Origin of the sequence: Collinsella sp. AM29-10AC (genome assembly GCF_003469085.1) — a bacterium.
Lineage (GTDB): Bacteria > Actinomycetota > Coriobacteriia > Coriobacteriales > Coriobacteriaceae > Collinsella.
Map to the genome: position 1 here is coordinate 99,005 of NZ_QSKB01000002.1, position 22,967 is coordinate 121,971.

At 60.3% G+C, this 22,967-nt stretch carries 17 protein-coding genes; 1 reads left to right on the plus strand and 16 read right to left on the minus strand.

Going from position 1 to position 22,967, the window contains the following annotated elements:
• Positions 1–129: 129 nt before the first annotated feature.
• The 15 genes from DW754_RS01415 to DW754_RS01485 form a co-directional block, all read right to left on the minus strand.
• Positions 130–1,725: a glycoside hydrolase family 28 protein gene (locus tag DW754_RS01415; RefSeq protein ID WP_117758216.1), complete on the minus strand. Its 1,596-nt coding sequence runs from the start codon at positions 1,723–1,725 to the stop codon at positions 130–132.
• Positions 1,726–1,839: 114 nt separating this feature from the next.
• Positions 1,840–2,502 carry an MFS transporter gene (locus DW754_RS01420; protein ID WP_117758217.1) on the minus strand — a complete coding sequence of 221 codons (663 nt, stop codon included), beginning with the start codon at positions 2,500–2,502 and terminating at the stop codon, positions 1,840–1,842.
• On the minus strand, positions 2,399–3,397 hold the full coding sequence (locus DW754_RS01425) for an MFS transporter (RefSeq protein ID WP_158561599.1): 999 nt from the start codon (positions 3,395–3,397) through the stop codon (positions 2,399–2,401). Before DW754_RS01425 ends, DW754_RS01420 begins: the two co-directional genes overlap by 104 nt.
• A gap of 379 nt (positions 3,398–3,776) precedes the next feature.
• Complete coding sequence (locus DW754_RS01430) at positions 3,777–5,261, minus strand: UxaA family hydrolase (protein ID WP_117758219.1); 1,485 nt, start codon at positions 5,259–5,261, stop codon at positions 3,777–3,779.
• A 78-nt stretch (positions 5,262–5,339) separates the two neighbouring features.
• Positions 5,340–6,854 carry a tagaturonate reductase gene (locus tag DW754_RS01435; RefSeq protein ID WP_117758220.1) on the minus strand — a complete coding sequence of 505 codons (1,515 nt, stop codon included), beginning with the start codon at positions 6,852–6,854 and terminating at the stop codon, positions 5,340–5,342.
• Between the two features lie 96 nt (positions 6,855–6,950).
• On the minus strand, positions 6,951–8,378 hold the full coding sequence (gene uxaC, locus DW754_RS01440) for a glucuronate isomerase (RefSeq protein ID WP_117758221.1): 1,428 nt from the start codon (positions 8,376–8,378) through the stop codon (positions 6,951–6,953).
• Between the two features lie 461 nt (positions 8,379–8,839).
• Positions 8,840–9,919 carry a LacI family DNA-binding transcriptional regulator gene (locus DW754_RS01445; RefSeq protein ID WP_117563666.1) on the minus strand — a complete coding sequence of 360 codons (1,080 nt, stop codon included), beginning with the start codon at positions 9,917–9,919 and terminating at the stop codon, positions 8,840–8,842.
• A gap of 145 nt (positions 9,920–10,064) precedes the next feature.
• The gene (locus DW754_RS01450) at positions 10,065–10,265 is read right to left on the minus strand and encodes a hypothetical protein (RefSeq protein WP_035136858.1); all 201 of its coding nucleotides are present in this window, start codon (positions 10,263–10,265) and stop codon (positions 10,065–10,067) included.
• A 175-nt stretch (positions 10,266–10,440) separates the two neighbouring features.
• Positions 10,441–12,771: a ferrous iron transporter B gene (locus tag DW754_RS01455; protein WP_117758222.1), complete on the minus strand. Its 2,331-nt coding sequence runs from the start codon at positions 12,769–12,771 to the stop codon at positions 10,441–10,443.
• 123 nt (positions 12,772–12,894) lie between these two features.
• Positions 12,895–13,116, minus strand: coding sequence for a FeoA family protein (locus DW754_RS01460; RefSeq protein WP_006234774.1), 222 nt, complete (start codon positions 13,114–13,116; stop codon positions 12,895–12,897).
• 39 nt (positions 13,117–13,155) lie between these two features.
• Positions 13,156–13,398: a FeoA family protein gene (locus tag DW754_RS01465; protein ID WP_231500839.1), complete on the minus strand. Its 243-nt coding sequence runs from the start codon at positions 13,396–13,398 to the stop codon at positions 13,156–13,158.
• A gap of 185 nt (positions 13,399–13,583) precedes the next feature.
• Positions 13,584–13,832, minus strand: coding sequence for an HPr family phosphocarrier protein (locus DW754_RS01470; RefSeq protein ID WP_022094361.1), 249 nt, complete (start codon positions 13,830–13,832; stop codon positions 13,584–13,586).
• A 420-nt stretch (positions 13,833–14,252) separates the two neighbouring features.
• On the minus strand, positions 14,253–15,716 hold the full coding sequence (locus tag DW754_RS01475; protein ID WP_117758224.1) for an amino acid permease: 1,464 nt from the start codon (positions 15,714–15,716) through the stop codon (positions 14,253–14,255).
• 153 nt (positions 15,717–15,869) lie between these two features.
• Entirely contained in the window at positions 15,870–16,325 is a 456-nt protein-coding gene (locus DW754_RS01480; RefSeq protein WP_117758225.1) for a hypothetical protein, read from the minus strand.
• A gap of 3 nt (positions 16,326–16,328) precedes the next feature.
• Positions 16,329–19,337, minus strand: coding sequence for a glycoside hydrolase family 2 TIM barrel-domain containing protein (locus tag DW754_RS01485; protein WP_117758226.1), 3,009 nt, complete (start codon positions 19,335–19,337; stop codon positions 16,329–16,331).
• Positions 19,338–19,712: 375 nt separating this feature from the next.
• On the opposite strand from DW754_RS01485, the gene DW754_RS01490 reads away from it, so the two are divergent.
• Positions 19,713–20,729: a LacI family DNA-binding transcriptional regulator gene (locus tag DW754_RS01490; protein ID WP_117758227.1), complete on the plus strand. Its 1,017-nt coding sequence runs from the start codon at positions 19,713–19,715 to the stop codon at positions 20,727–20,729.
• A gap of 305 nt (positions 20,730–21,034) precedes the next feature.
• Here DW754_RS01490 and aspS read toward each other — a convergent pair whose 3' ends face one another.
• Positions 21,035–22,822 (minus strand): aspartate--tRNA ligase, encoded by a 1,788-nt coding sequence (gene aspS, locus DW754_RS01495; protein WP_117758228.1) that lies wholly within the window; start codon positions 22,820–22,822, stop codon positions 21,035–21,037.
• Between the last annotated feature and the right edge of the window lie 145 nt (positions 22,823–22,967).

The window sequence follows — 22,967 nt, forward strand, 5'->3', positions numbered from 1 at the left end:
GTCATTACGCTTTCTGTCACAGAACACCCACCGTGCAATACCGGCACCTATAGATTGCGTGCGACAGCCGGGCAGACCCGACCGTCGCACGCCTCAACATGCCGTATTCACTTGTGCAGGAGCACTACCCTACGCGCGGATAACCTTGTCGACGTTTTGCAGCTGCAGCTCGTCGCCATCCTGACCCTCGATGCGCACGTTCTGCAGGTCGAGGACTTTCACGTTCTGCGCGATGATGCCCTGGCGCACCATGGGCTCCACGCCGCAGGCCATGGCCGGCACAAAGGGCTCGGCATCGGCGGCAAAGGTCACATGGACATCCTGGAACGTCAGGCGCGTCACCTTGCTCTCGGGAAGGCCCGTGATATAGGCCGCGGCCGCATGGCAGTTGGTGGCCTCGATATCGCAAAACGTCGTGGCGCCAAAGCCGGGCGTACGGTCGTCGACGGGCAGCGCCTCGCGAGACTGAACGTAGTCGGTCTTACCGTCCTTGTCGCAGAAGTAGAACGAGTTGACCACGAAGGGCGTGAGCACCTTATCCATGCGAATGTGCTCGAAGGTGATGCCCTCGTTGACGGCGTCCTTGCCGCGTCCGCGGCGTGTCTTGACGCGCAGGCCGCGGTCGGTGCGCTCAAAGAGGCACTTGCTCACGGTGAGGTCCTTGATGCCGCCGGCGGCCTCGGATCCCAGCACCACGGCGCCGTGGCCGTCGTGCATGTAGCAGTGCGAGATCAGCACGTCGTGCGTGGCGGGACGGAGCTCGGGTTCAATGCCCAGTTTGCCGCTCTTGATGGCGATGCAGTCGTCGCCCACCGAGAACTGACATCCAAGGATGCGGACAAAACCGCAGCTCTCGGGATCGAAACCGTCGGTGTTGTGGGAGTTCTTGGGACCCTCGATGGACAGGCACAGGGCATCGACGTGCTCGCACAGAATGGGATGGATATTCCACGCCGGGCTGTTGCGCACGGTAAAGCCGGCAAGACTCACGTTTTCGCACTCGGACAGGAAGATCATGCGCGGGCGGGCGACCTCGCGGCCCTCCTCGGGACGGAAGATGTTCTTAAAGTCCTTGTTCCACCAGTTGTCCTCGGCAAAATCGGTCTGGCCGTCGATGGCGCCGCGGCCATAGATGCACACGTCGTGCACGCTCAGGCCCGTAAAGGTCGAACAGTAGGTCGAAAAGCTCTCGCCTTCCCAGCGGCCCAGGGGCAGCATGTCGGTGCCGGCATACCCGGCGCCCTCGTCGCCCGTGACCGTGCCCGGAATGTAGGCAAGCGCCGCGCGGTCGTGACGGGCCAGCAGCACCGCGCCCTCGGCAAGCTCGATGTTGATATTGCTCTTAAGGAAGAGGGACTTGATGCGGTAGTTGCCGGCGGGGATCAGCACGCGCCCGCCCTTGGGGCAGGCCATGATGGCAGCCTGAATGTTGGTGGTGTCATCGTGCTCGGCATCGCCCTTGGCTCCGCAGTCGCGAACGTTGATGGTAAAGGGCTCCGCCGGCGTGGTGACGCCTACGCTCAACTCGCGCTCGCCGCAGACAAAGCGGATCAGGTTGCGCTTGCCGGGGGTCAGGCCATCGACATAGGTCTCGACCGTATTCGTGGTACCGGCGGGCTCATCGTTGACAAAGATCTCCCACGTATCGGCACAGGTAAAGTAGCCGCCATCGTCGAGCTCGATAACAGCCGCGCGGGCATTGCGCCAGATAACGTTCGTCTCCATGGGTCTCTCCCTCAAATGTAATCAGAAGTTCATACTACTCGTTTTTAAAAAAGGGCCGTACCCGCCGGTGGATCTCCGGTGGCACGGCCCTGTGGTTTGGACGATGCGCCTGCCCTACTCGGCGGGAATTACGCTGCCGTCCTGGAAGCCAACATTGTTGTGGGCGAAGCAGTCCTCGTACTTAAAGCCGGAGAGCTCCTCGCAAAGCGCCTTGACCTCGGGCTTGACGTCGGCCATCTTGCCACCCTCCTTGACACGGTGGATCTCGTCGCAAAGGATGTCGCACTGCTCCTTGTCAATCTTGATGCCGCGGGCAAGGACGGCCGCGAGCAGGAAGAAGCCGGCGCAGCCGATGAGCATGTAGCCGCAGATGTACAGAGGCACGGTGGCGGGCTGGGTCACGGCGTCGCTGTTGCCGGCGGTCTGAATGAAGCCGGAGGCAGCAAGGACGATAGCCCATACGTTGACGGCAACAGCCTGGGCGATCTGCTGGCAGAGCTGCTGTGCGGAGCTGTAGATGCCCTCGCGACGACGCAGGGTGATGAGCTCATCGACATCGGGGATGTAGTTGAGCAGAACATCGGGCAGATACTGGAAGCCAACGTAGAAGAACTTCCAGATGGCGAAGATGATGGGGTAGGCGATCATGGCGATGGCGACCGTGGAGGTGCCGTTAATCTGACCAAAGGCGAAGTAGTTGTAGGCGATGATGCACGCCGCAACCGACGTTTGCCAGGTACCAAGACTTGTGGAAGCCCTTCTTGGCCATGAGGGCAACCCAGATGGCGGTGCAGACGATAGCGACAACCTTGCCGGGCATCTCCATCACGGACTCGTAGGACTTAGGAATCTGCAGACAGTAGACGATGAAGAAGGACAGGCACGCAGACCAGCAGGCAGCGGCGAGCTTCGTGGAGACCTGCGCATACAGGACCTTGCGGAAGGACTTGTTGCGGAAGGTAGAGATAACGTCGATGAAAAACTTCTTGATACCCTCGCCGACGCTCTCGATCTTCTCCTGAGCGACCTCCTCGGGGGTGTGCTCCCACGTGGACAGGTACACGCACAGCAGCGAGATTGCCATGACCGAAGCGTTAATCGTAGCAATAATGAAGTAGCTGAACGGGTTGGTCTCGCCGAAGGTGCCAAAGCCAAAGCCGACGAGTGCTGCCATCAGGAAGCCGGCGGCGTTACCAAAGAGGTGCTTGTAGCCGGTGAGGTACGTACGCTCCTTGAAGTCATCGGTCATCTCGATGGTAAGCGGCGACAGGTTGGCGGTGCAGAACGTGTACGCGACGTTGTAGATCAGGTACAACACAAAGTAGTACGGGAAACCAAACGGCGTAGCCACAAAGATGAGCGGCTCGGCGACCATCATCGGGATAGCCAGCAAAATCCAGAAACGGCGGCGGCCAAAGATGCGGCCGATCTTGGTAGCGTAGAAGTTATCGGCCACAAAGCCCATGAGCGGGCACAGAATGGCGTTGAGATAGATGGCGAACGAGCTGATCAGCGCAGCCTCGCCTGCGGACAGACCGCACTCCGTGGACAGGAACAGCACCATGTAGCTGTGCGTAAAGCTCAGGGCACCGGAGTTGAGCATGCCGCCCATACCAAAGCCCAAGCGCGTCCAGAATGTGATCTTGCGCTTTTTACCGATCTTGTTAGTCATCGAGCTCCCTCTCTTTTCTCGATTGTCTTGTAACAAGACATTGGAGTCCATACCGATGTCTGTCTGCATATCGCCCACTCGTAGGGTGAACGTTTAGCTAGATTATGCGCGATTGCGTATGATAGGTGAACGTTCACTTGTATATTATCCTTGAACGGTCGTTTTTTGCCGTTAAACGGACATCTGACTTGAAAAAAATCACGATTACATGGGTATTGAGTGGGTTTAAATTTGAGGTCGATTAGGTGAACGTTTATTGTTTTCGCCGCTCCCGTACCCTCAGGAAGACACGCCCGAACAGACAGAACAAACATGGCCCCGCCGGGAACACTCCCGACGGGGCCATGGTCAATAGCGCCCTATGCGAACCCATTTACCGCTACAGGCAGACGCCGTCCTTCCAGATGCTGATCTCGTGACAGCCGCGGCGCTCGGCACTCGTAAGCTTGCCGCTCGCCGTCTCTAGCACCAGCTGGTACAGGTCGTGGGCAGCCTCGTCGAGCGTACGCTCGCCCGTGGCGACCACGCCGGCGTTAAAGTCCATCCAGTTGGCCTTGTGGTCGCACAGACGCTGGTTGGTGAACACCTTGAGTGTAGGCGCCGGTGCGCCAAACGGCGTGCCGCGGCCGGTCGAGAACAGGATTACGTGGCAGCCGGCAGCCGTCAGGGCCGTGGTGGATACCATGTCGTTACCCGGGCCGCACAGCATGTTCAGGCCATGCTTGGTAGCCTGACCGGCATACGGCAGCACGTCGACGATGGGGGCAGATCCGCCCTTTTGCACGCAGCCGCAGCTCTTGTCCTCGAGCGTGGTAATGCCGCCATCCTTGTTGCCGGGGCTCGGGTTCTCATAGACGACCTCGCCGTGGCTGATAAAGTAGTCCTTAAAGCCGTTGAGCATGTCGGCAGCTGCGTTAAAGACGTCCTGGCTCTCACAGCGATCGAGCAGAATGCTCTCCGCGCCAAACATCTCGGGAACCTCGGTGAGCACCGACGTGCCGCCGCGGGCGACAACCATATCGCTCACGCGACCGATCGTGGGGTTGGCGGTAATGCCCGAAAGACCGTCAGAGCCGCCGCACTTAAGGCCAATGACCAGCTCGGAGGCAGGAATGGGCTCACGCTTGGCCTGCTTGGCCAGGTCGGCAAGCTCGGACAGGATCTTGTGACCCTCGACCTGCTCGTCGGCTACATCCTGGCAGGCGAGGAATCGAACGCGCTCGCGATCGAAGTCACCGAGCTCGTCGAGTACCTGCTGGTGCGTGCAGTTTTCGCAACCGAGGGACAGGAACAGCACACCCGCAGCGTTTGCGTGACGCGAGAGCGCCACCAGCAGACGGCGCGTCTGGGCATGGTCGGCACCGGTCTGCGAGCAGCCAAAGGGATGCGGGAAGTAGTAAACGCCCTCCAGCGAGCCCTCGACCAGATCCTGAGCCTGCTCGCACATGGCACGTGCGACCTCGTTGACGCAGCCGACCGTGGGAATGATCAACAGCTCGTTGCGCGTGGCGGCGCGGCCGTCAGCGCGGCGGAAGCCCATAAAGGTCTCGGGCTCAACCAGTTCAACGACCGGATGCGTCGGGTTGTAAGCGTACTCGACCTCGCCCGAAAGGTTGGTCTTGACGTTATGCGTATGAAGCCACTGACCGGGCTGGATGTCGCCCGTCACGTGACCGATAGGAAGACCGTACTTGACGACGTCTTCCCCCGCCGCAATGGCACGCACGGCCATCTTGTGGCCCTGCGGAATATCCTCCGCGGCAACGACCTCGCCCACCCCGGGAACCGCGACGGCGGTGCCCTTGGCAAGCGGCGACAGCGCGACGATCACGTTATCGGCCGGATTGATCTGGATAGTGTTCATTACAAATGGTCCTAACCCTACAGGTTGAGCAGAAGTCAGCGGGCGCCCGCCAGTTGCCCGGCGCGCGCACAGAAGGATTTAGGCCTGGGCGATGGCGAAGGCCTGCTTGGCGCCCTCGGCGCGCACAACGGCAAGCGCGTTGACGACAAACTCCTCAAGGCCGGCGATCTGCGTAAGGTCCTCGCCCCACATCTGCTCGTTGCTGAGCACGTCGTGCACCAGCTCGGCATCGTCTGCACCGGCGTGGGCGGCGTAGAAGTCGAGCACGAAGGCATCGTCCTGAGCGGTGTACTCGGTGCCGTCGGCGCGGCGCAGGTGCAGGCCGTCACCCTCGCGAGCAACGAGCTCCTGCGTATAGAAGGCAATGAGCGTAGCGAGGCTCGTCGCCAGGCACTTGGGCAGGTTGCCGGTCTCGGCAACATAGTCCTTGAGCGTGGGCAGGTCGCGAGCACGCCATTTGGCGGTTGAGTTGAGGCAAATGGAGAGCAGCGCGTGGTCGATAAACGGGTTGTCGAAGCGGTTCTCGACGGCGGCAGCAAAGGCCTTGCAGTCCTCGACGTCCAGGTCGGCGGCAAGCGTCGGGATGACCTCGTCGTAGAGCATGGTGTTCATGAAGCCACGGACGGTCTCGTCGTGCATGCAATCGCGCACGATGTCAAAGCCGGCAACCCAGGAGCCCGGAACAAAGGCGGTGTGGGCGCCGTTGAGGATGCGGACCTTGCGCTTCTTGTACGGGGTGACATCGGGGGTCACAAAGACACCCGGCAGGCCGGCCTTCACGAAGGGAAGCTTCTCGGCAAGCGACTCGTCGCCCTGGATGCCCCACATCTGGAAGGGCTCGCGCACGGCCAGGAAGGGATCCTCGTAGCCCAGGCGTTCGGCCACGGCAGCGACCTCCTTGGGGTCGCGGATGCGGCCGGGGACGATAGTGTCGACGAGCGTGGTGCAGACGGTGCAGTCGTTGGCCATCCACTGCGCAAACTCGTCCTCCCAGCCCCAGTCGCTCACGTACTGGTTCATGATGCGCAGCAGCTCCTCGCCATTATGGTCGATGAGCTCGCAGGCGAGCACGATGACGCCCGGCTTGCCGGCGGCCCAGCGGGTGTGGAGCACCTGGGCAAGCTTGGCGGGGAAGCTCGCGGGCGGCATGTCGTCGGCCTTGCAAGACGGATCGTAGGCAATGCCGGCCTCGGTGGTGTTGGAGACGATAATCTCCAAATCGTCGGAGACGGCGACCTCCATCATGGCGCGGTAGTCGTCCTCGCGATACGGATTGAGGCAGCGGCTGCAGGCGCTGATCACACGAGACTCGTCGACCGTGTTGCCGTTCTCCTTGCCGCGCACCAGCACGGTGTACAGGTCGTCCTGGGCATTGATGCCATCGGCAAAGCCAAAGGCGCCACTGATGGGCTGCACCATGACAACCTTGCCGTTCCAGCCGCTTGCCTCGTTGCCCATGTCAAAGAAGCGGTCGACAAAGGCGCGCAGGAAATTGCCCTCGCCAAACTGCAAAACCTTCTCGGGCGCGTCCTTGGGCAGCAGGTAGCCCTTGTAGCCGATCTTCTCGAGCGTCTCGTAGCTGATGTTCTCCATCTATGTCTCTCCTTAGATAGCCGTTAGCGTGCAGGCAAAACGGGGGCGCCGCGTGTGGCAACGGCGCTCCCGAGTTCGGTGTGATTCGATGCGGGTTTAGGCCTCGACGGTATCCAGGTCAAAGCCAAAGTAGCGGACCGCGTTGTTGTAGCTGATGTCGCGCACGATGGCTCCCAGCAGCTCCATGTCGGCCGGATACTTGCCCTGCTCGACCCACTCGCCGATCACGCCGCACAGCACGCGACGGAAGTACTCGTGACGCGGGTAGGACAGGAAGGAGCGGGAATCGGTAAGCATGCCCACAAAGTTGCCCAGCACGCCCTCGTTAGCCAGAGCCGTGAGCTGCTCGCGCATACCGATCTCGTTGTCGTTGAACCACCAGGCAGAGCCGTTCTGGATCTTACCGGCGGTCGGAGCCTCCTGGAAGCAGCCCATCACGGTATCGATCATGGTGTTGTCGATGGGGTTCAGGCTGTACAGAATGGTCTTGGGCAGACCCGTGGCCTCCTGGATGGAGTTGAGGAAATCGGCCAGCTGGTCGGACGGCGTGTAGTTGGAGATGCAGTCGTAGCCGGTATCGGGACCGAGCTTGGCGAACATAGCGCGGTTGTTGTCACGCTTGCAGCCAAAGTGCAGCTGCATGGCCCAGCCAAGGCGGACATACTCGCCGGCGACGAACTGCATAAAGGCCGTCTTGTACTTGAGGACCTCGTCCTCGGTAAGCGGCTCGGCGGCAAGGCCCTTGGCAAAGATGGCCTCGATCTCGTCGGCGGTAGCCGGAGCGTACATAACGTAGTCGAGCGCGTGGTCGGAAGCGCGGCAGCCCAGCTCATGGGCGACGTCGTAGCGCTTGGAGATGGCGGCCTTCATGCCCTCGAAGTCGCTGATCTCAATGCCGGCAACCTCGGAGAGATGCTTGCAGTAGTCGGCGAACTCCTGGCCACGCTCGATGCGCAGGGCGGCATCGGGGCGCATGGCGGGAACGACCTGAACGTCAAAACTGTCGTCGGCGGCAATCTTCTTGTGCCACTCAAAGCTGTCGGCGGGGTCGTCGGTAGTGCAAATCATGCGGACGTTGGACTGCTTGATGAGGTTGCGGCAGGTAAAGCTGGCCTCGGCGAGCTTGGCGTTGGCAAGGTCCCAGACCTCCTGAGCGGTTTTGCCGTTCAGGACGCCCTCGTAGCCAAAGTAACGCTTAAGCTCCAGGTGGCTCCACTCAAAGACGGGGTTGCCCACGCAACGGCCCAGGGTCTCGGCCCACTTCTGAAACTTCTCGCGAGCAGGGGCATCGCCGGTAATGAAGCGCTCGTCGACGCCGTTGGCACGCATCAGGCGCCACTTGTAGTGGTCACCGCCCAGCCAAACCTCGGTGATGTTCTCAAAACGCTTGTCGTCCCAGATCTCCTTGGGAGAAATGTGGCAGTGGTAGTCGACGATGGGCATGCCCTCGGCAAAGTTGTGGAACAGCTCCTCGCCGGTCTTGGTGCTCAGCAGGAAATCCTGATCGTCCATGAAGTTTTTCATCAAACAACCCCTTTGTTGGCGGAGCGGGCGCACGATGCGCTCGTTATCCTCTAGGTGAACGTTCACTATACTAATTCATTGCGACTTAAAAGGTGAACGTTCACCTAACCACCATGGGGTGAACGGTCGATTTTGTCCGTTCAACGGTTGTTGGAGCCGTGACACGCATGCATTGCGGATGGACTAACGTCCCCGAACACCGAACCTGGGCGTTTTTGCTCAGGTGGGTCATGTCTCGGCGTACATTTTTGGGAATATTCAGCATCGGGGCGTACTGCGCACCGTCCTCGACGCCCTATTTGATGCGCATATCGCGCCCGATCGGCATAAAAAAGTGCCTCCGATGGCGATTTACGCCATCGGAGGCACTTAAAACAGTCGTTCTGAGCCTCTTTCGGAACACGCCATTGCTGAATACTCCAAAAAATGCACGTCGCAAGAGGGGGTACCTGACCAAACGGCTAAATTCCCGCAAGCTCGCAGTAGCGGTCGACGTTGCTGGCAAACACCATCTCCACAGCACCCTTCTGCACGGGCTCCGCCGGAGTTTTACCCCACAGCAAATACTCGCCCAAGGTCTTGGCACCACGGTAGGCCAAGCTCACCGGGTCCTTATAGACGATATTGGTAAAAATGCCACGGCGTAAGGCCAGGGCGCTCTCGGGGAACAGGTCGTTGCCGATCACCATGACCTTGCCGGCCTTGCCGCTCGAAACAAGCGCGTCAGCGACCACCTCGGAACCAACGGCAAAAACGCTACAGATGAGCTCGGGAGCATCCGGCGCACTCAAGCGCTGCTCAAGCTCGCGCTCGAGCTGTTTGACTTGCGCATGGGCACCGGCAAGGTCCTCAACCCGCCATGGAATATCGTGCTCGCGCAGGTAATTATGAAAGGCGCGGGCGGTCAGATAGTGCGAGTCGGTATAAGGGTCGCCCGCCAACAGGAGCACGCGGGCGTCAGCCCCAGAAGCGTGGACCAGGTTAGCCGCCTGCTCTGCCATAAGACTGCCCGCCGCGGAATAGTCCGCCAGACTGGCACCCAGGCGATCGAGGTGCGGTCGGTCGCCGTCGACGAGCTCGATCGCCACACCCGCCTCGGCAATCTGCCTCAAGAGTTCGGTTGCACGGTCATCGCCCGGAACATAGGCAAGCAGACCGTCAATCTTCTCGCCTACCTGCAGACGCTCATCAATCTGCTCGAGCGCATCGGCGTAGCCGCCCACGCCAAATTCTACGCGCTCAACCGTAATGCCCTGATCGATGACCTCCTGCTCAAAGCGGTTGCAGCCTTCCCAAAGGTAACGGAAAAAGTACGCCCCCTCGCGCGATGCGCGGGGCAGGCAAAACACCAGGTTGATATCCTTGCGCCGCAGGCTTGAGGCACTTGTGTTGCGATGGTAGCCCATGGCCTCGGCCTTGGCATTCACCTTGGCACGCACGGATTCGCTCACGCCGGCCTTGCCCGTCAGGGCCTTATGCACGGTATTGATGGAAACGCCAAGCTCGGCGGCTATGTCCTTCATGGTTACGCGAGCGCTCATGGGGTTACTCCGTTATAGATAAGTTGCCAATTAACAGTACAGGTAACGATACCCCAAAATCACTCTTCAACTCGCCGCGCTCTCCCCCAAATGTGCAAAGCGCCCCGCGAACGGATGCTCGCGGGACGCTTGGGTGCCTGGACCTTTATTTGATACCGCGGCCCAAGTCTTCGGCGATTTTGTCTACGCCCTTAAGTGCGGCGCAGGTCTTTTTGTTGGAGCAATGTCCTGTGCAAACGCCACCTTGAGCGCAGTCGGCGCAGGTGCCCTTGCGATAAATGCGCACGCACACGGCGACAAACGCAATGCCGATAACAGCCAGTACAACAATATCGATAGGTGCCATAGCAAGCCTCCTCTAGTTAACCACCACTTACTTTACCCCATTCTCCACCTGCCAAAAAGGGACAGGTATATTTTGGTCGGTTTTATCTGCGGAAACGCCACATCTCCCTCACCAAAAAGCCCGAGTGTCGCTGGGACACCCGGGCTCGTGGAAAGGGGCTAATCCTTATTCGGACTTAAGCGGAAACTGCGGCGGAAGCAGTGTTGGTCTCGTCCTCGTCGGTCCATGCATGCTTGGGCATGGGACGGAAGATCTGGAAGAGCATCGCAACCAGCAGCACGATGGCTACAATCGTCCAAATACCAAACTGGCCCAACACAAACAGGTTGTAGAACTGGTTGATGAACAGGCCGATCACCCAAGCGAAGGCGCACTCGTAGCCGATGGCAATCGCGGTCCACTTGCCGGAGTCCATCTGGTTGCGGATAGTGCCCATGGCGGCAAAGCACGGAGCGCACAGCAGGTTGAAGGCACCAAAGGCCACGCAAGCACCCATGGTGGGGAACATGCCCGCAAACGCGGTCCACAGGCTCGGGTCGGTCTCGCCAGCATCGGCGACGGAGAGCAGCGAGCCGGCGGTAGCGACGACATTCTCCTTAGCCACGAGGCCGGAGACGGTCAGCGCGGTGGCCTGCCAGGTGCTAAAGCCGAGCGGGGCGAAGATCCAAGCGACCAGGTTGCCGAGCATGGCGAGCACGGAGTAATCCATGAACTCCTCGGGGATGCCGTCCATCGCAGGCAGGAAGCCAAAGGAACCGTTGTAGCTGCCAAAGTTGGAGAGGAACCAAACGACGACGGTGGACGCGAAGATGACCGTACCGGCCTTCTTGATAAAGGCCCAGCAGCGCTCCCACACGTGCAGCGCCCAAGAACGGATCGCCGGGAAGTGGTAGGCAGGAAGCTCCATAACAAACGGCGTCGGGCGACCGGCGAAGAGCTTGGTCTTCTTGAGCATGAGGCCCGAAGCAATGACGGCAAAGACGCCCAGGAAGTAGAAGAGCGGGCTGATCCACGCGGCGGTGGTGGAAGAATCGCCGATGATGGAACCCATGAGCAGGGCAATGATCGGCAGCTTAGCGCCACAGGGAATAAACGTGGTGGTCATGACCGTCATACGGCGGTCCTTCTCGTTCTCGATGGTCTTGGTGGCCATGACGCCGGGGACGCCGCAACCCGAGGACACGAGCATCGGGATGAACGACTTACCGGACAGGCCAAAGCGGCGGAACACGCGGTCCATGATGAAGGCGACGCGCGCCATGTAGCCGCAGTCCTCCAGGAAAGACAGCATCACAAAGAGCAGGAACATCTGCGGCACAAAGCCAAAGATGGCGCCCAGGCCGCCGACGATACCATCGCAGACCAGCGAATCGACCAGGCCACCGTCCTCGGTGCCGCCCGCCACGAGGGCGTCGTGCACCACGGTGGTGATACCCGGGACATAGGGGCCGTACTCCGCCGGGTCAATCGAATCGGCAGCGTCCTCACCCACAGCCTCGACAGCCGCATCATACGCATCGCGACCCTGACCGAGCACGTACCAACCGTCGGTGCCGAAGAGCTGGTCGTTGGTGAAGTCGGTCACCGTGCCGCCCAGGGTAGAAACGGCGATGTAGTACACGCAGAACATGATGACCACAAAGATCGGCAGGCCCAGGATACGGTTGGTAACCACGCGGTCGATCTTCTCGGAGGTGCTCATCTTGGCAGGAGCCTTGGTCATGCACTCGTCGATGATGTGGGCAATGACGCCATAGCGCTCGCCGGTGATGATGGACTCGGCGTCGTCGTCGCAATCCTGCTCGCACTGGGCAACCAGCTGCTCAACGCGAGCGGCCTTCTCCTTGGTGAGGTTGATAAGCTTGCAGGCGTCCGCGTCACGCTCAAACAGCTTGACAGCGTAGTAGCGACGCTTGTTGGCGGGAACGCTCGCCGGCAGGTTGTTCTCGATGTGCGTCAGGACATCCTCAATGGAGGAATCGAACTTGTGCTCCGGCACCTGGCCCTTGGAAGCAGCAGACTTCTTAACCTGCTCGAACAGCTCCTTGATACCCTTGTTCTTAAGGGCCGAGATCATCATGACCGGGCAGCCGAGCTTCTTGGAGAGCCTGTCCGTGTCGATCTTGTCGCCGTTCTTCTCGACCAAGTCGGCCATGTTGAGGGCGACGACCACAGGCAGGCCGGTCTCGATGACCTGAAGCGCCAGGTATAGGTTGCGCTCGAGGTTGGTGGCATCGACAACCTGGACGACCACATCGGGCTCGCCGCTCATGAGGTAGTCGCGCGAGCACTGCTCCTCGGGGCTGTAGGGGGAAAGCGAGTAGATGCCGGGGAGGTCCGTAATCGTGACGTTCTTGTCACTCAGGAGCTTGGCTTCCTTTTTCTCAACCGTGACGCCGGGCCAGTTGCCAACGTAGCCGTTGGCGCCGGTGATCAGGTTGAAAAGCGTGGTCTTGCCGCAGTTGGGGTTACCCGCCAGCGCGACATGGATCTGAGAATCCGCCATTCAATCCTTCTTCCTTGTGTGCCCGCGCTGCTTTCTCCGCACGGGCTGGATAATGTGCTTCAACATTGCAAATTTAAGTTAGAAAAACCTAACTTTATCTGCATAAATAGTTGCCGCGGGCCCTTACTGGACCTCGACGACGGCAGCCTCCTCCTTGCGGATGGAAAGCTCGTAGCCGCGCACGTTGATCTCGACCGGATCTCCGAGCGGTGCAACCTTAACGACCTTGAACGAAGTGCCCTTGATGAGGCCCAGGTCCATAAGGTGACGGCGAAGCGCGCCCTCGCCGTGAAGCTTGACGATGGTAGAGCTCTCGCCCACCTTAACGTCACCCAACGTCTTCATCCTCTTGTCCCCCTTTCGGTTTTAATGAAATGCTGCGGACTAACCGACGGTCATGATGTGCATGGCGACCTTGGTATCGATACCAAAGCGTGCGCCCAGCACGGTGACGATGATATTGGCGCCACTCGAGCTCACCACGTGAACCTCACTGCCCTCGACAAAGCCGAGGTCCTTGAGGTGGTGCTTCATGTCCTCATTGCCCTTTACACGAGACACGTGCACGGTTTCGCCCGCTTTCACCATCGAAAGCGGCATGGCCGGCATCTGCGGTCCGCAAGACATGAGTGTGCTCCTAACGTCAGTTCGTCCTCAACATCGACGCAGCAAAAGTTAACCACGTCTATGTTCGCTACAGTAAACTAGCACGTGGTTAACTTTTTGGAAAGGGTCCCTATTCAGTTTTCGAAAAAGTTTCCCATATGAAACAGGTGTGACAAGGGGACAGCCCCTTTGTCACATTGTTGCGTTTAGAGGGAGAGGTTTCTGATCGACGTGACGCAGGAGGCCTCATCCACGCCCGAAACGCGGAAGATGATGTCCTCGCCGCACTCGCCGTAGAGAGCCATGAGGCCCATCACGTCGCGACCGTCGGTATGGCGGTCGCCGATGCTGACCGACACGTCGCTACGATGTTTGGCAATGATGTCGTAGAGCAGCGCAACCGGGCGGGCATGCAGTCCCAACGGATCTTTAATCGTCTTTGTAAACTCGACCATGTCCCCTCCCGCGGTATCGCTCATTCGGCTGGCAAACCCAGCCACGTGGTAGTTATTGTACCGTTAGATGCTTGTCGAGAGCCCCTCCGGATACCCCGTGGTCAAAAAGTGGCAAATATGAGTACTGTCACCAATTTAGTAGCAGCAAAATCGAGAGCAAATTGCCTACTTTGAGCGATTCGAAGAGGCTGAAAGCCATCAAACTCCCTTCAAGGGGGTTAGATAAATTGATTTTGAGCCCATTTTTGCTCAAAACCGGCCGATAGATATGGCACTCATTTTGCAACAGTACTCATATTTGGCATTTTTTGCCCACAGGATCCAAAACCGTGCCCCAAAACACAAAAGGAGGAGCCTCGTAAGGCCCCTCCTTAGGAAAGGGAATCGATTTATTCCACAGCCGTAGATTAATCCTAGCCGCTACTCCATCATGTCGAGGACGGAGGGGCGCAGCTCGCTCTCGGCGGCCTCGGGATCGGTCTCGCGCAGACGGTTGATGTAGCGGTTGTACCAGATCACGGCAAGACCCAGGAAGACAACCACGCCGCCAACGTTGTAAACCAGCGTCAGCCACAGCGGCTGATCGAGCGGAATGGTGCCGCAGATAAGCACGAAGCAGAAGACTACGAGCAGGAACGCAGCGACGACCAGGCCAAAGGGACGCGAACCCATGCGGAAGCCACGGGGAGCAGCGTCGAAGTTCTTGCGCAGCATAAAGTAGGCAAGCAGAATCAGCAGCGGCGGGAGCAGAGCGGTGGCAGCCGTCATGTTGGTGACGATCATGAGCAGGTCGTCGAGGTTGCCAGAGCCCAGGGCTGGGATGATCAGGATGGGGACGACGATGGCGAACTGCAGCCAAGCGGCGCGGGCGGGAATGCCATGCTCGTTAAGCTCGACAATCTTACTACCAAAGACGCCCTTGGGGATCTCGGTGAAGAACACCTTGATGGGAGCGGAGGTCCACATCATGAGGGAGCCCAGCGTAGCGGCGAGAAGGATCAAGCCGATGACGCGCGTGGACACTTCCATGGGAATGCCAAAGTGGGCAAAGACAGCGCCGAATACGTCGAAGATACCGGTGGAGATGGCAACGCTGCCCTCGGGGATGAACAGGTTAACCAGCAGCGAAGCGCCTGCATACAGAAGGCCGATGGTGAGGCCTGCAACAACGACGGTACGCACGAAGGCCTTGACGCCGCCCTTAAGGTCGTTAAGGAACACGCCGACGGACTCAGCACCGCCCACGCCCTGGATGATCCAGACAAGCGTGCCGAAGAAACCCCACGTAGTGGCGAAGCTGCTCGTGTCGGGAGCCATGTTAGCCGGAGTAGGAGCCGTAGCGAACTCGACGCCGCCAAATGCAGCGGCCAGGGACAGCAGGATGAACACAGCGGTCAGGCCGAGAGCCGCAGTCGAACCAAAGGACGAAATGGAGCCGATCCACTTAGCGCCCTTAGTCGACACCCACGTGGCGATAGCAAAGACGACGATCTCGATAATGGTGATCCACAGCTGCGAAAGCTCGGCATTGGCACCAAAGAACACGTAGCTCGCGTAGATGATGACATTGGGCAGGACGGACGCGAAGTAGAACAGGTTGACGAACCAGTAGCTAAACGCCGTCAGAAACGCCCAGCGACCACCCATCGAGGTCTTAACCCATGCGTACACGCCAGACTCGGAGTCCTTGTTGAGGCCGACGAACTCGGCGGTAACCAGGGTATAGGGGACAAAGTACAAAAGCGTGGCGAAGAAGAACGACGGCGCAGCTGCCAAGCCGATGGCCGCGTTGTTGTTGATGATGTTCTTGATACCGAACACGGCGGCGACCGTCATGCCCAGCAGAGCGAACGAACCGATCGTTCCTCGTTTTTCAGAGCTCATAAGCCCTCCCAATCATCTATTAAATGTCATCTAAACCCGTCCGAGCTGCAAGTGCGAACACGGACGGCGCACCTGCTAAGGGGAATGGGGAAAAGGGAGTCAACAAAGCCATCCCCCTTAACGGCGCAAAGCAAACGTCCAAACGGACGAATACTACTTGTTGGGGAAGGAATAACCTTCGACCGTCACGTGCAGTACCACGACGCGGGAATCCGCGGCATCGGCCACGACACGGTAGGCCTCGTCAATTTCGACGACGGCAACGCCGCCGGCGGGAATCGTCACGGTCTCCCCCGCCCCCTCAAAGCGCTCGCGATCATCGATATCGCTGTAAGCGCGGGTGCAGGTGAGGCCTGCCTTGGGGGCGACCTCGACGGTCAGGCCGCCGTCGAGCGGAGCGAGCACGGCATGGTAGCGACGGTGACCGACCAGGTCGGCGGTTGCGGCCTCGCGGGAATAGACCCACCAGTAAACCAACGAGTCGCCGATGGAGTAAGCCACGTCGTGCTGTAGGTCGGCAACGCCATCGAGCGCCTGGCCGGTGCGCATCCACTTCTTGACGGACTTCATCTGAGCGTCGAAATCGGCGCGCGAGTTAAAGACATGCATGGCTTATGCCTCCTTAATGGGTGCCAGCGCCTGAGCCAGATCGGCAGACGTCAGCGGTCGCAGGGACACCTCAAAGCTGAAGCTCTCAAAACGGGTGCGATAGGAATCGAGCACCTCGGAACCCCAAGAGTTCGAGCCAAGGCCGAGCAGCTGGTCGTTGATGTTGACCGTGACCGTATCGCCCTTGACAAGGTCGTAGACGTGCTTGGCGTTATCGATTGCCTCGCAGCTATAGGGCCATGCCGAGAACGAGAACGGGTTGGAGGCGGCATCAGCCGGACGAGTCACCAACACGCCGTCACCGTGACTGGAGCGCAGGGCAACCCAGCGGGTACCCTCACGGTTGGCGCAGTCCTGAGGCATAACGTAGGGCGTGAACATGTCGTCGACCGTAGTGCGGTAATGACCGACCGGGTTGGCGCGCAGCGAGTCCGGATAGTTCTCGCCCGGGCCGTGGCCATACCACTCGACGGCACGATTGCAACCGGGGACCTCGAAGGAGATGCCGATGCGCGGGATGATATCCGAGTAATCGCCGTAGGGCTCGCCGGAAACCTTGAGGTCGACGCGACCGCTCGGAAGCACGGTGTAGACGAGCTCGACGCGCATGCCGAACGCGCGGACGGGAGGAGCGATACGCTGGCTCACGGTAACGACGACCGCATTGCCGTCCTGCTTCCAAGAAACCTTGCGGGTAGACGTCTGCATCACATCGATGAAGTTGTCCTTCCACAGGGAGTCATACTCCTGAGCGTGGTTGTCGACGAGCGGATGCCAAAAACCAACCTGGGGACCAGAGGCCATTACGTCGCGGCCGGATGCCTTCCACTCGCTCACGGTACCGTTGACTTTGCTGAAGGTCAGCTCGCCGTTGAGGGAGTGAATGCGGATCTCCTGCTCGGTCTCCTCGACCGTAAGCTCAGGACGAGCGGGGGCGGCGATGGCCGGCGCCGGATGGTTTGCGATGGCAAACTGGCTTGCGCCCAGCTGGAACATCGGCTCGCACCAGGCGTGAGCCGCCATGGTGTAGGCGCACACGGTCAGCAGGGTCTCGCCTACCGCGGCCTCGCGAATCACCAGTGGCAGCTGGACGGATTCGCCGGGAGCCACCGCGCCGGGCATAAGCGTCTTGCGGCACACTACATCGCCGTCTACCAGGGTCTCCGCCGACAGGCAGACATCCTCGAGGGTAGTAAACCAGCGCTTGTTCGTGACGGTCAGCTCGCCCGCCTCGGTGTCATAAGCCATGCGAACCGGGCAGATGACCTGGCCATACTCAGTGAGGCCCGGGCTCGGCTGCTGCCAAGGGAACACCATGCCATCGATGCAGAAGTTGCTGTTGTTGGGGTAATCGCCGTTGTCGCCACCATACATATCGTAAGCAACGCCGTCCTCGGTCACAGCAGCCAAACCGTGGTCGCACCATTCCCAGATAAACTGGCCTTGGATGCAATCCCAGCGATCGAAGACCTCCTGGTACTCGGACAGGCCTCCGGGGCCATTGCCCATGGAGTGGCCGTACTCGCAGTTGATGCGCGGCTTGGGGAACGGATGCTCACCAAAGTCGTTCATCTGCGACACACGGGAGTACATCGTGGAAATGACGTCGACGGTATCGGCGTTGCGGTCCTCCTCGTAATGGACCGGACGATCATCGAGCTCGTGAGCCTTGGCGTACATCGCGCGGATGTTGCAGCCATAGCCGCTCTCGTTGCCCATCGACCACATAATGATGCAGGCGTGGTTGCGCTCCTGCATCACCAGGCGCTCAATGCGGTCGACGTAGGCCGGCTCCCATGCCGGGTCGTCGGTGACCAGGGCGATATTGCCGATATTCTCGAAGCCGTGACTCTCCATATCGGTCTCGGCGACCAGCATGATGCCATACTCATCGCACAGCTCGTAGAAGCGCGTGTCATTGGCATAGTGAGAGGTGCGCACCGCGTTGATGTTGTGTCGCTTCATGAGCTCCAGGTCACGGCGCATGCGATCGAGGCCCACGGCGCGGCCCTTGTGATCGTCGTGATCGTGGCGGTTGACGCCATGCATCTTAAAGTAGGTGCCGTTGAGGTAGATATGATTGCCCTCGACCGTCACCTCGGCAAGGCCCTGGCGATGCGGAACGTACTCGCTGACCTCGTCACCGTCGTAGACCTCAAACGTAAGGTCATAGAGGAAGGGGTCCTCGGGGCTCCAGAAGTGGGCATCGGCAACGCTGCACTCGGCATGGCCGTCGACGCACTCGCCCGTAGCGACCACGTTCTCGCCATCGCTGAGCGTAAACACGACGCGGGTAGCGCCCTCGGCCACCGTATCGAGCGTGATCAGAGCGGCATCGCCCTCGCGGTGCGTGCGGAACCTAAAGTCGACCAGGTGCGCGGCGGGACGCTGCATAAGGTACACATCGCGGAAGATGCCCGAAGCCCACCACATATCCTGGTCCTCGATATAGCTGCCATCGCTGTACTGCAGGACCTTGACCGCAAACAGGTTGTCGCCCTCGACGAGCGCGTCGGTCACGTCGAACTCGGCGGACAGACGCGAGCCCTTGGTCATGCCGATAAACTGGCCGTTGACGTACAGCTCGCCATAGCTCTCGATGCCGTCGAAGCGAATGATCTCGCGAGCGCCGGCGGGGATGGCGGGAAGGTTGACGATGCGCTGGTAAACGCCCGTGGGGTCGTCGGAGGGAACGAACGGCTGGTCCACCGGGAACGGGAAACCCTCGTCGGTGTAGGCAAGGTTGCCATAGCCGTCCACCTGCCACAGGTGCGGAACCTCCACGTGATCCCACTCGGGCTTGTACGTGGAGAGCTCCTCGTTGGAGACGGCAGCTGGGCCCTCAAAGAGGCGGAACTGCCACGAGCCGGACAGCTGGACAAATCCGCGCGACAGCTCGCGGCTGTACGTAGCGGCGAGATCGGCGGTCTCGTAGCCCATAAAGTACGCATGGGGTGCCAGGCGGTTCCTGTGGGTGAGCGCTTGGTTTTCCCAATCGTTAATGGCGTCCATGGTGATGCTCCTTCGTCATCGTAGTGATTCTTGTGCAACCGGTTGTCCTTATCTTACGGGCGATGCAAAAAACTGTGCAACCGGTTGTCCGCTGAACGGTCGATTTGGTCGGGTTAACGGTGCAACCGGTTGTACAACCACGACACTTATGTCACCCTGCGTATCGAAACTCAGCGCAAAACAGCATTCCCAGGCGGCGGACAACGGCCGCGCCCATCTATGCCCCGCCCGTGCAAGCCATGTTCAACAGCAGCTTGAACGTGAAATGCCACCAGTGGCCGGATATCATGAACGCTGTTCAGGCGCACTATAGTAAGCTGTATCCGCACCAGCCCATATCAGTGACAACTTCGACCGCATTTTCCAGGAGACGCCATGACCCAACCAGTTCGCACCGCACCTACGCTTGCCGAGGTTGCCGCAGCTGCCGGCGTGTCGCGCTCCACGGCATCGCGCGCCCTCAACGATTCGCCCCGCATTAGCGAGGAAACCAAAAAGCGCGTCCGCGCGGCGGCCAAGGAAGTCAATTTTGTCCCCAACGCTCGTGGCCGAGCGCTCGCTGTCGGGCGCACGGAAATCATCGCCGTGCTCGTGACCGAGCCCCTGAGTGAACTCTTCAGCGACCCCACCTATAGCGAGTTTTTGAGCGGCATTACCGAGGAACTGTCGGAGTCGTCCTATCTGCCCGTTATCTTGCAGGCGTCTTCTACGCATGAGCGCAACCGCGCACGCGAGCACTTTGAGCGCCGCTCGTTCGACGCCGTGATCGACGTCTCCCCCTACAAGGGCAGCGAGCTGCTCGAGGTGCTGCGCGAGCTGGGTGTACCCACCGTGTTGTGCGGCCAGCTCGAGGGCCACCCCTATCGCGATGTGTTCTCGACAGTCTACTCTGACGACGAAGAGGGCGGACGCTTTGCAGCGCTCGCTATGAAAGAGCGCGGGCGCAAAGATATCGTCGCCGTGTTGGGACCGCAAGACAACCCCGCTGTTGTCGACCGCCTGCGCGGCTACCGCGCCGTCTTGGGCGAAGACCTCCCAGACGCAAACGTTATCTATACCGGCTGGAACAGCGGAGACGGCTATCAGGCCATGCACCAGATCCTCGCGCGCGAGATTGCTTTCGATGGCGTGCTCTGCGGATCGGACCGTATCGCGGCTGGCGTCATCACCGCGCTCAACGAGACAGGCCTATCCGTTCCGGCGGACGCTTCTGTCGTCGGCTTCGACGATCACGAGATTGCGACGCGCTGCGTCCCCGCGCTCACGACCGTCCGCCAGCCCCTGCGCGAAGAAGGCCACATGGCCGCCAACATTGCGCTCGACATGATCAAGGGTGCCAAGCCAACCACCACCGTCATGCACATGCAGCTCGTTCAGAGAGACTCGCTATAAGAAACTGGGACGGGCTTTCCGCCAGACAGTTGTTGCGGAAAGCCTGTCCCGTTTTGAGTGCTCATTCTGGGGCACAGTTTCCGTTAGACCGCTCAACCGGAAACTGTGCCCCATTATTTTGCCGAATTCTGGGTCGCGCTTTCCCAGAGGACCCCCTTTGGGAAAGCGCGACCCGTTCTGGACGCAGATTCCGGGACGCACTTTCCGCGACGCCCGGCCATCCCATGCCCCCACAACCTCGGCGCATAAAAAACGAGGGAAGGCGCGCGTCCTTCCCTCGTTGCAAGCAATATGTAGCCGCTCGCCTACATCAGGCGCAGGCTAACGTCCTTGAGCTGGGCGCCGCTAACGGCACTCGGGGCGCCCGACATGAGGTCGGAGCCGCTGGCCGTCTTGGGGAACGCCATGACGTCGCGGATGGAGTCGGAACCGGTGAGCAGCATGCACACGCGGTCCAGGCCCAGAGCAAAACCGCCCATCGGGGGCGCACCAAACTTGAGCGCCTCCATGAGGAAGCCAAACTGAGACTCGGCGCGCTCTTCGGTAAAGCCCAGGAGCTTGAGCATGGACATCTGCATCTCGGCGTTGTGGATACGCATACCGCCGCCACCGGCCTCAAAGCCGTCCATGACAAAGTCGTAGGTGCAAGAACCGGCTGCCAACGGATTGGCCTCGATCTTGGCGATGTCGGTCTCGGTCGGCAGGGTGAAGGGCTGGTGCTCGGCAGCGTAAGCCTTGCGGTCCTCGTCCCAGTGGAACAGCGGGAAGTTGACGACCCACAGGAAGTCGTGGCCCTCGCGCTTGATCTCGAGCGCGTTAGCCATGTGGGAACGCATGCCGCCCAGGATCTCGTCGGAGAGCAGGCGCGGGCCGGCGGCGAACATCACAAGGTCGCCGGGCTCGACGTCCATGCGCTCGCGCAGGGCGGCCATCTCCTCGTCCGAGAAGAACTTGACGATGGGGCTGTTGATGGAGCCGTCCTCGCGGAAAGCGATCCAGGCCAGGCCCTTGGCGCCAAACGTGGAAGCCACGCCGGCAAGCTTATCGATCTTGGCGCGAGCCCAGGCACCGGCGCCCTTGGCGTTGATGGCCTTAACGACAGAGCCCTCCTCGTTCGCGGCAGTCGCAAAGACCTTGAACTTGGAGTTGGCGAAGATGTCGGTCAGGTCGACCAAGTGCATGCCATAGCGGGTATCGGGCTTGTCGGAGCCATAGGTGTCCATGGCCTCCCAGTAGTCCATGCGACGCAGCGGCCTGGGCATCTCGACGCCCATGCGGCCGAAGGCATCGGACAGGACCTCTTCGAGCGCGCTCATGACGTCGTTCTGGTCCACGAAGGACATCTCGATATCGACCTGGGTGAACTCGGGCTGACGGTCGGCGCGCAGGTCCTCGTCGCGGAAGCACTTGGCAACCTGGTAGTAGCGCTCGACGCCACCGACCATGAGCAGCTGCTTCAGAAGCTGCGGGGACTGCGGCAGGGCGTAGAAGTTACCCGGCTGGATGCGGCTGGGGACGATGAAGTCGCGGGCGCCCTCGGGCGTGGACTTGAACAGGGAGGGCGTCTCGACCTCCATGAACTCACGGTTGTGCAGCGCCTCGCGAATGGCAAAGGTGAAATCGGAGCGCAGCTTGAGGTTGGCCATCATCTCGGGACGACGGAGGTCCAGATAACGATAGCGCAGACGGGTGTCCTCGCTGGTCTCGATGCCGTCCTCGATCTGGAACGGCGGGGTGACGGACGTGTTGAGCACCTCGGCGTGGTCGGTCAGAACCTCGATCTCGCCGGTCTCGAGCTTGGTGTTGGTGGTCTCCTCGCCACGGGCGCGCACGACGCCGTGAATCTTGATGGGCCACTCGGGACGCATGGTCTCGGCGATCTTAAAGGCATCGCCGTCGGAGTGCTCGGGGTCGAAGGTGAGCTGCGTGATGCCCTCACGGTCGCGAAGGTCGCAGAAGATAAGGCCGCCGTGGTCGCGGCGACGGCTCACCCAACCGGTGAGGGTGACCTCTTCGCCCACGTTCTCGCGGCGAAGCTCGCCGCAGGTACGGGTGTGCATGGAATGCTCGTCGATGGGACGGGTCTGGCTCATACCAGTGATCCTCCTTTATGGATCTGTGCCGCCCCGTGTCGTTCCGGGCGGCGTCGTACAGATTTGCCCGGCCTGCGTAAACCGCGCAGCCAGACATGGCGTTCTATCTTATCGCACCTGTGTCGATGTGCCGCGAAAAAGTAGC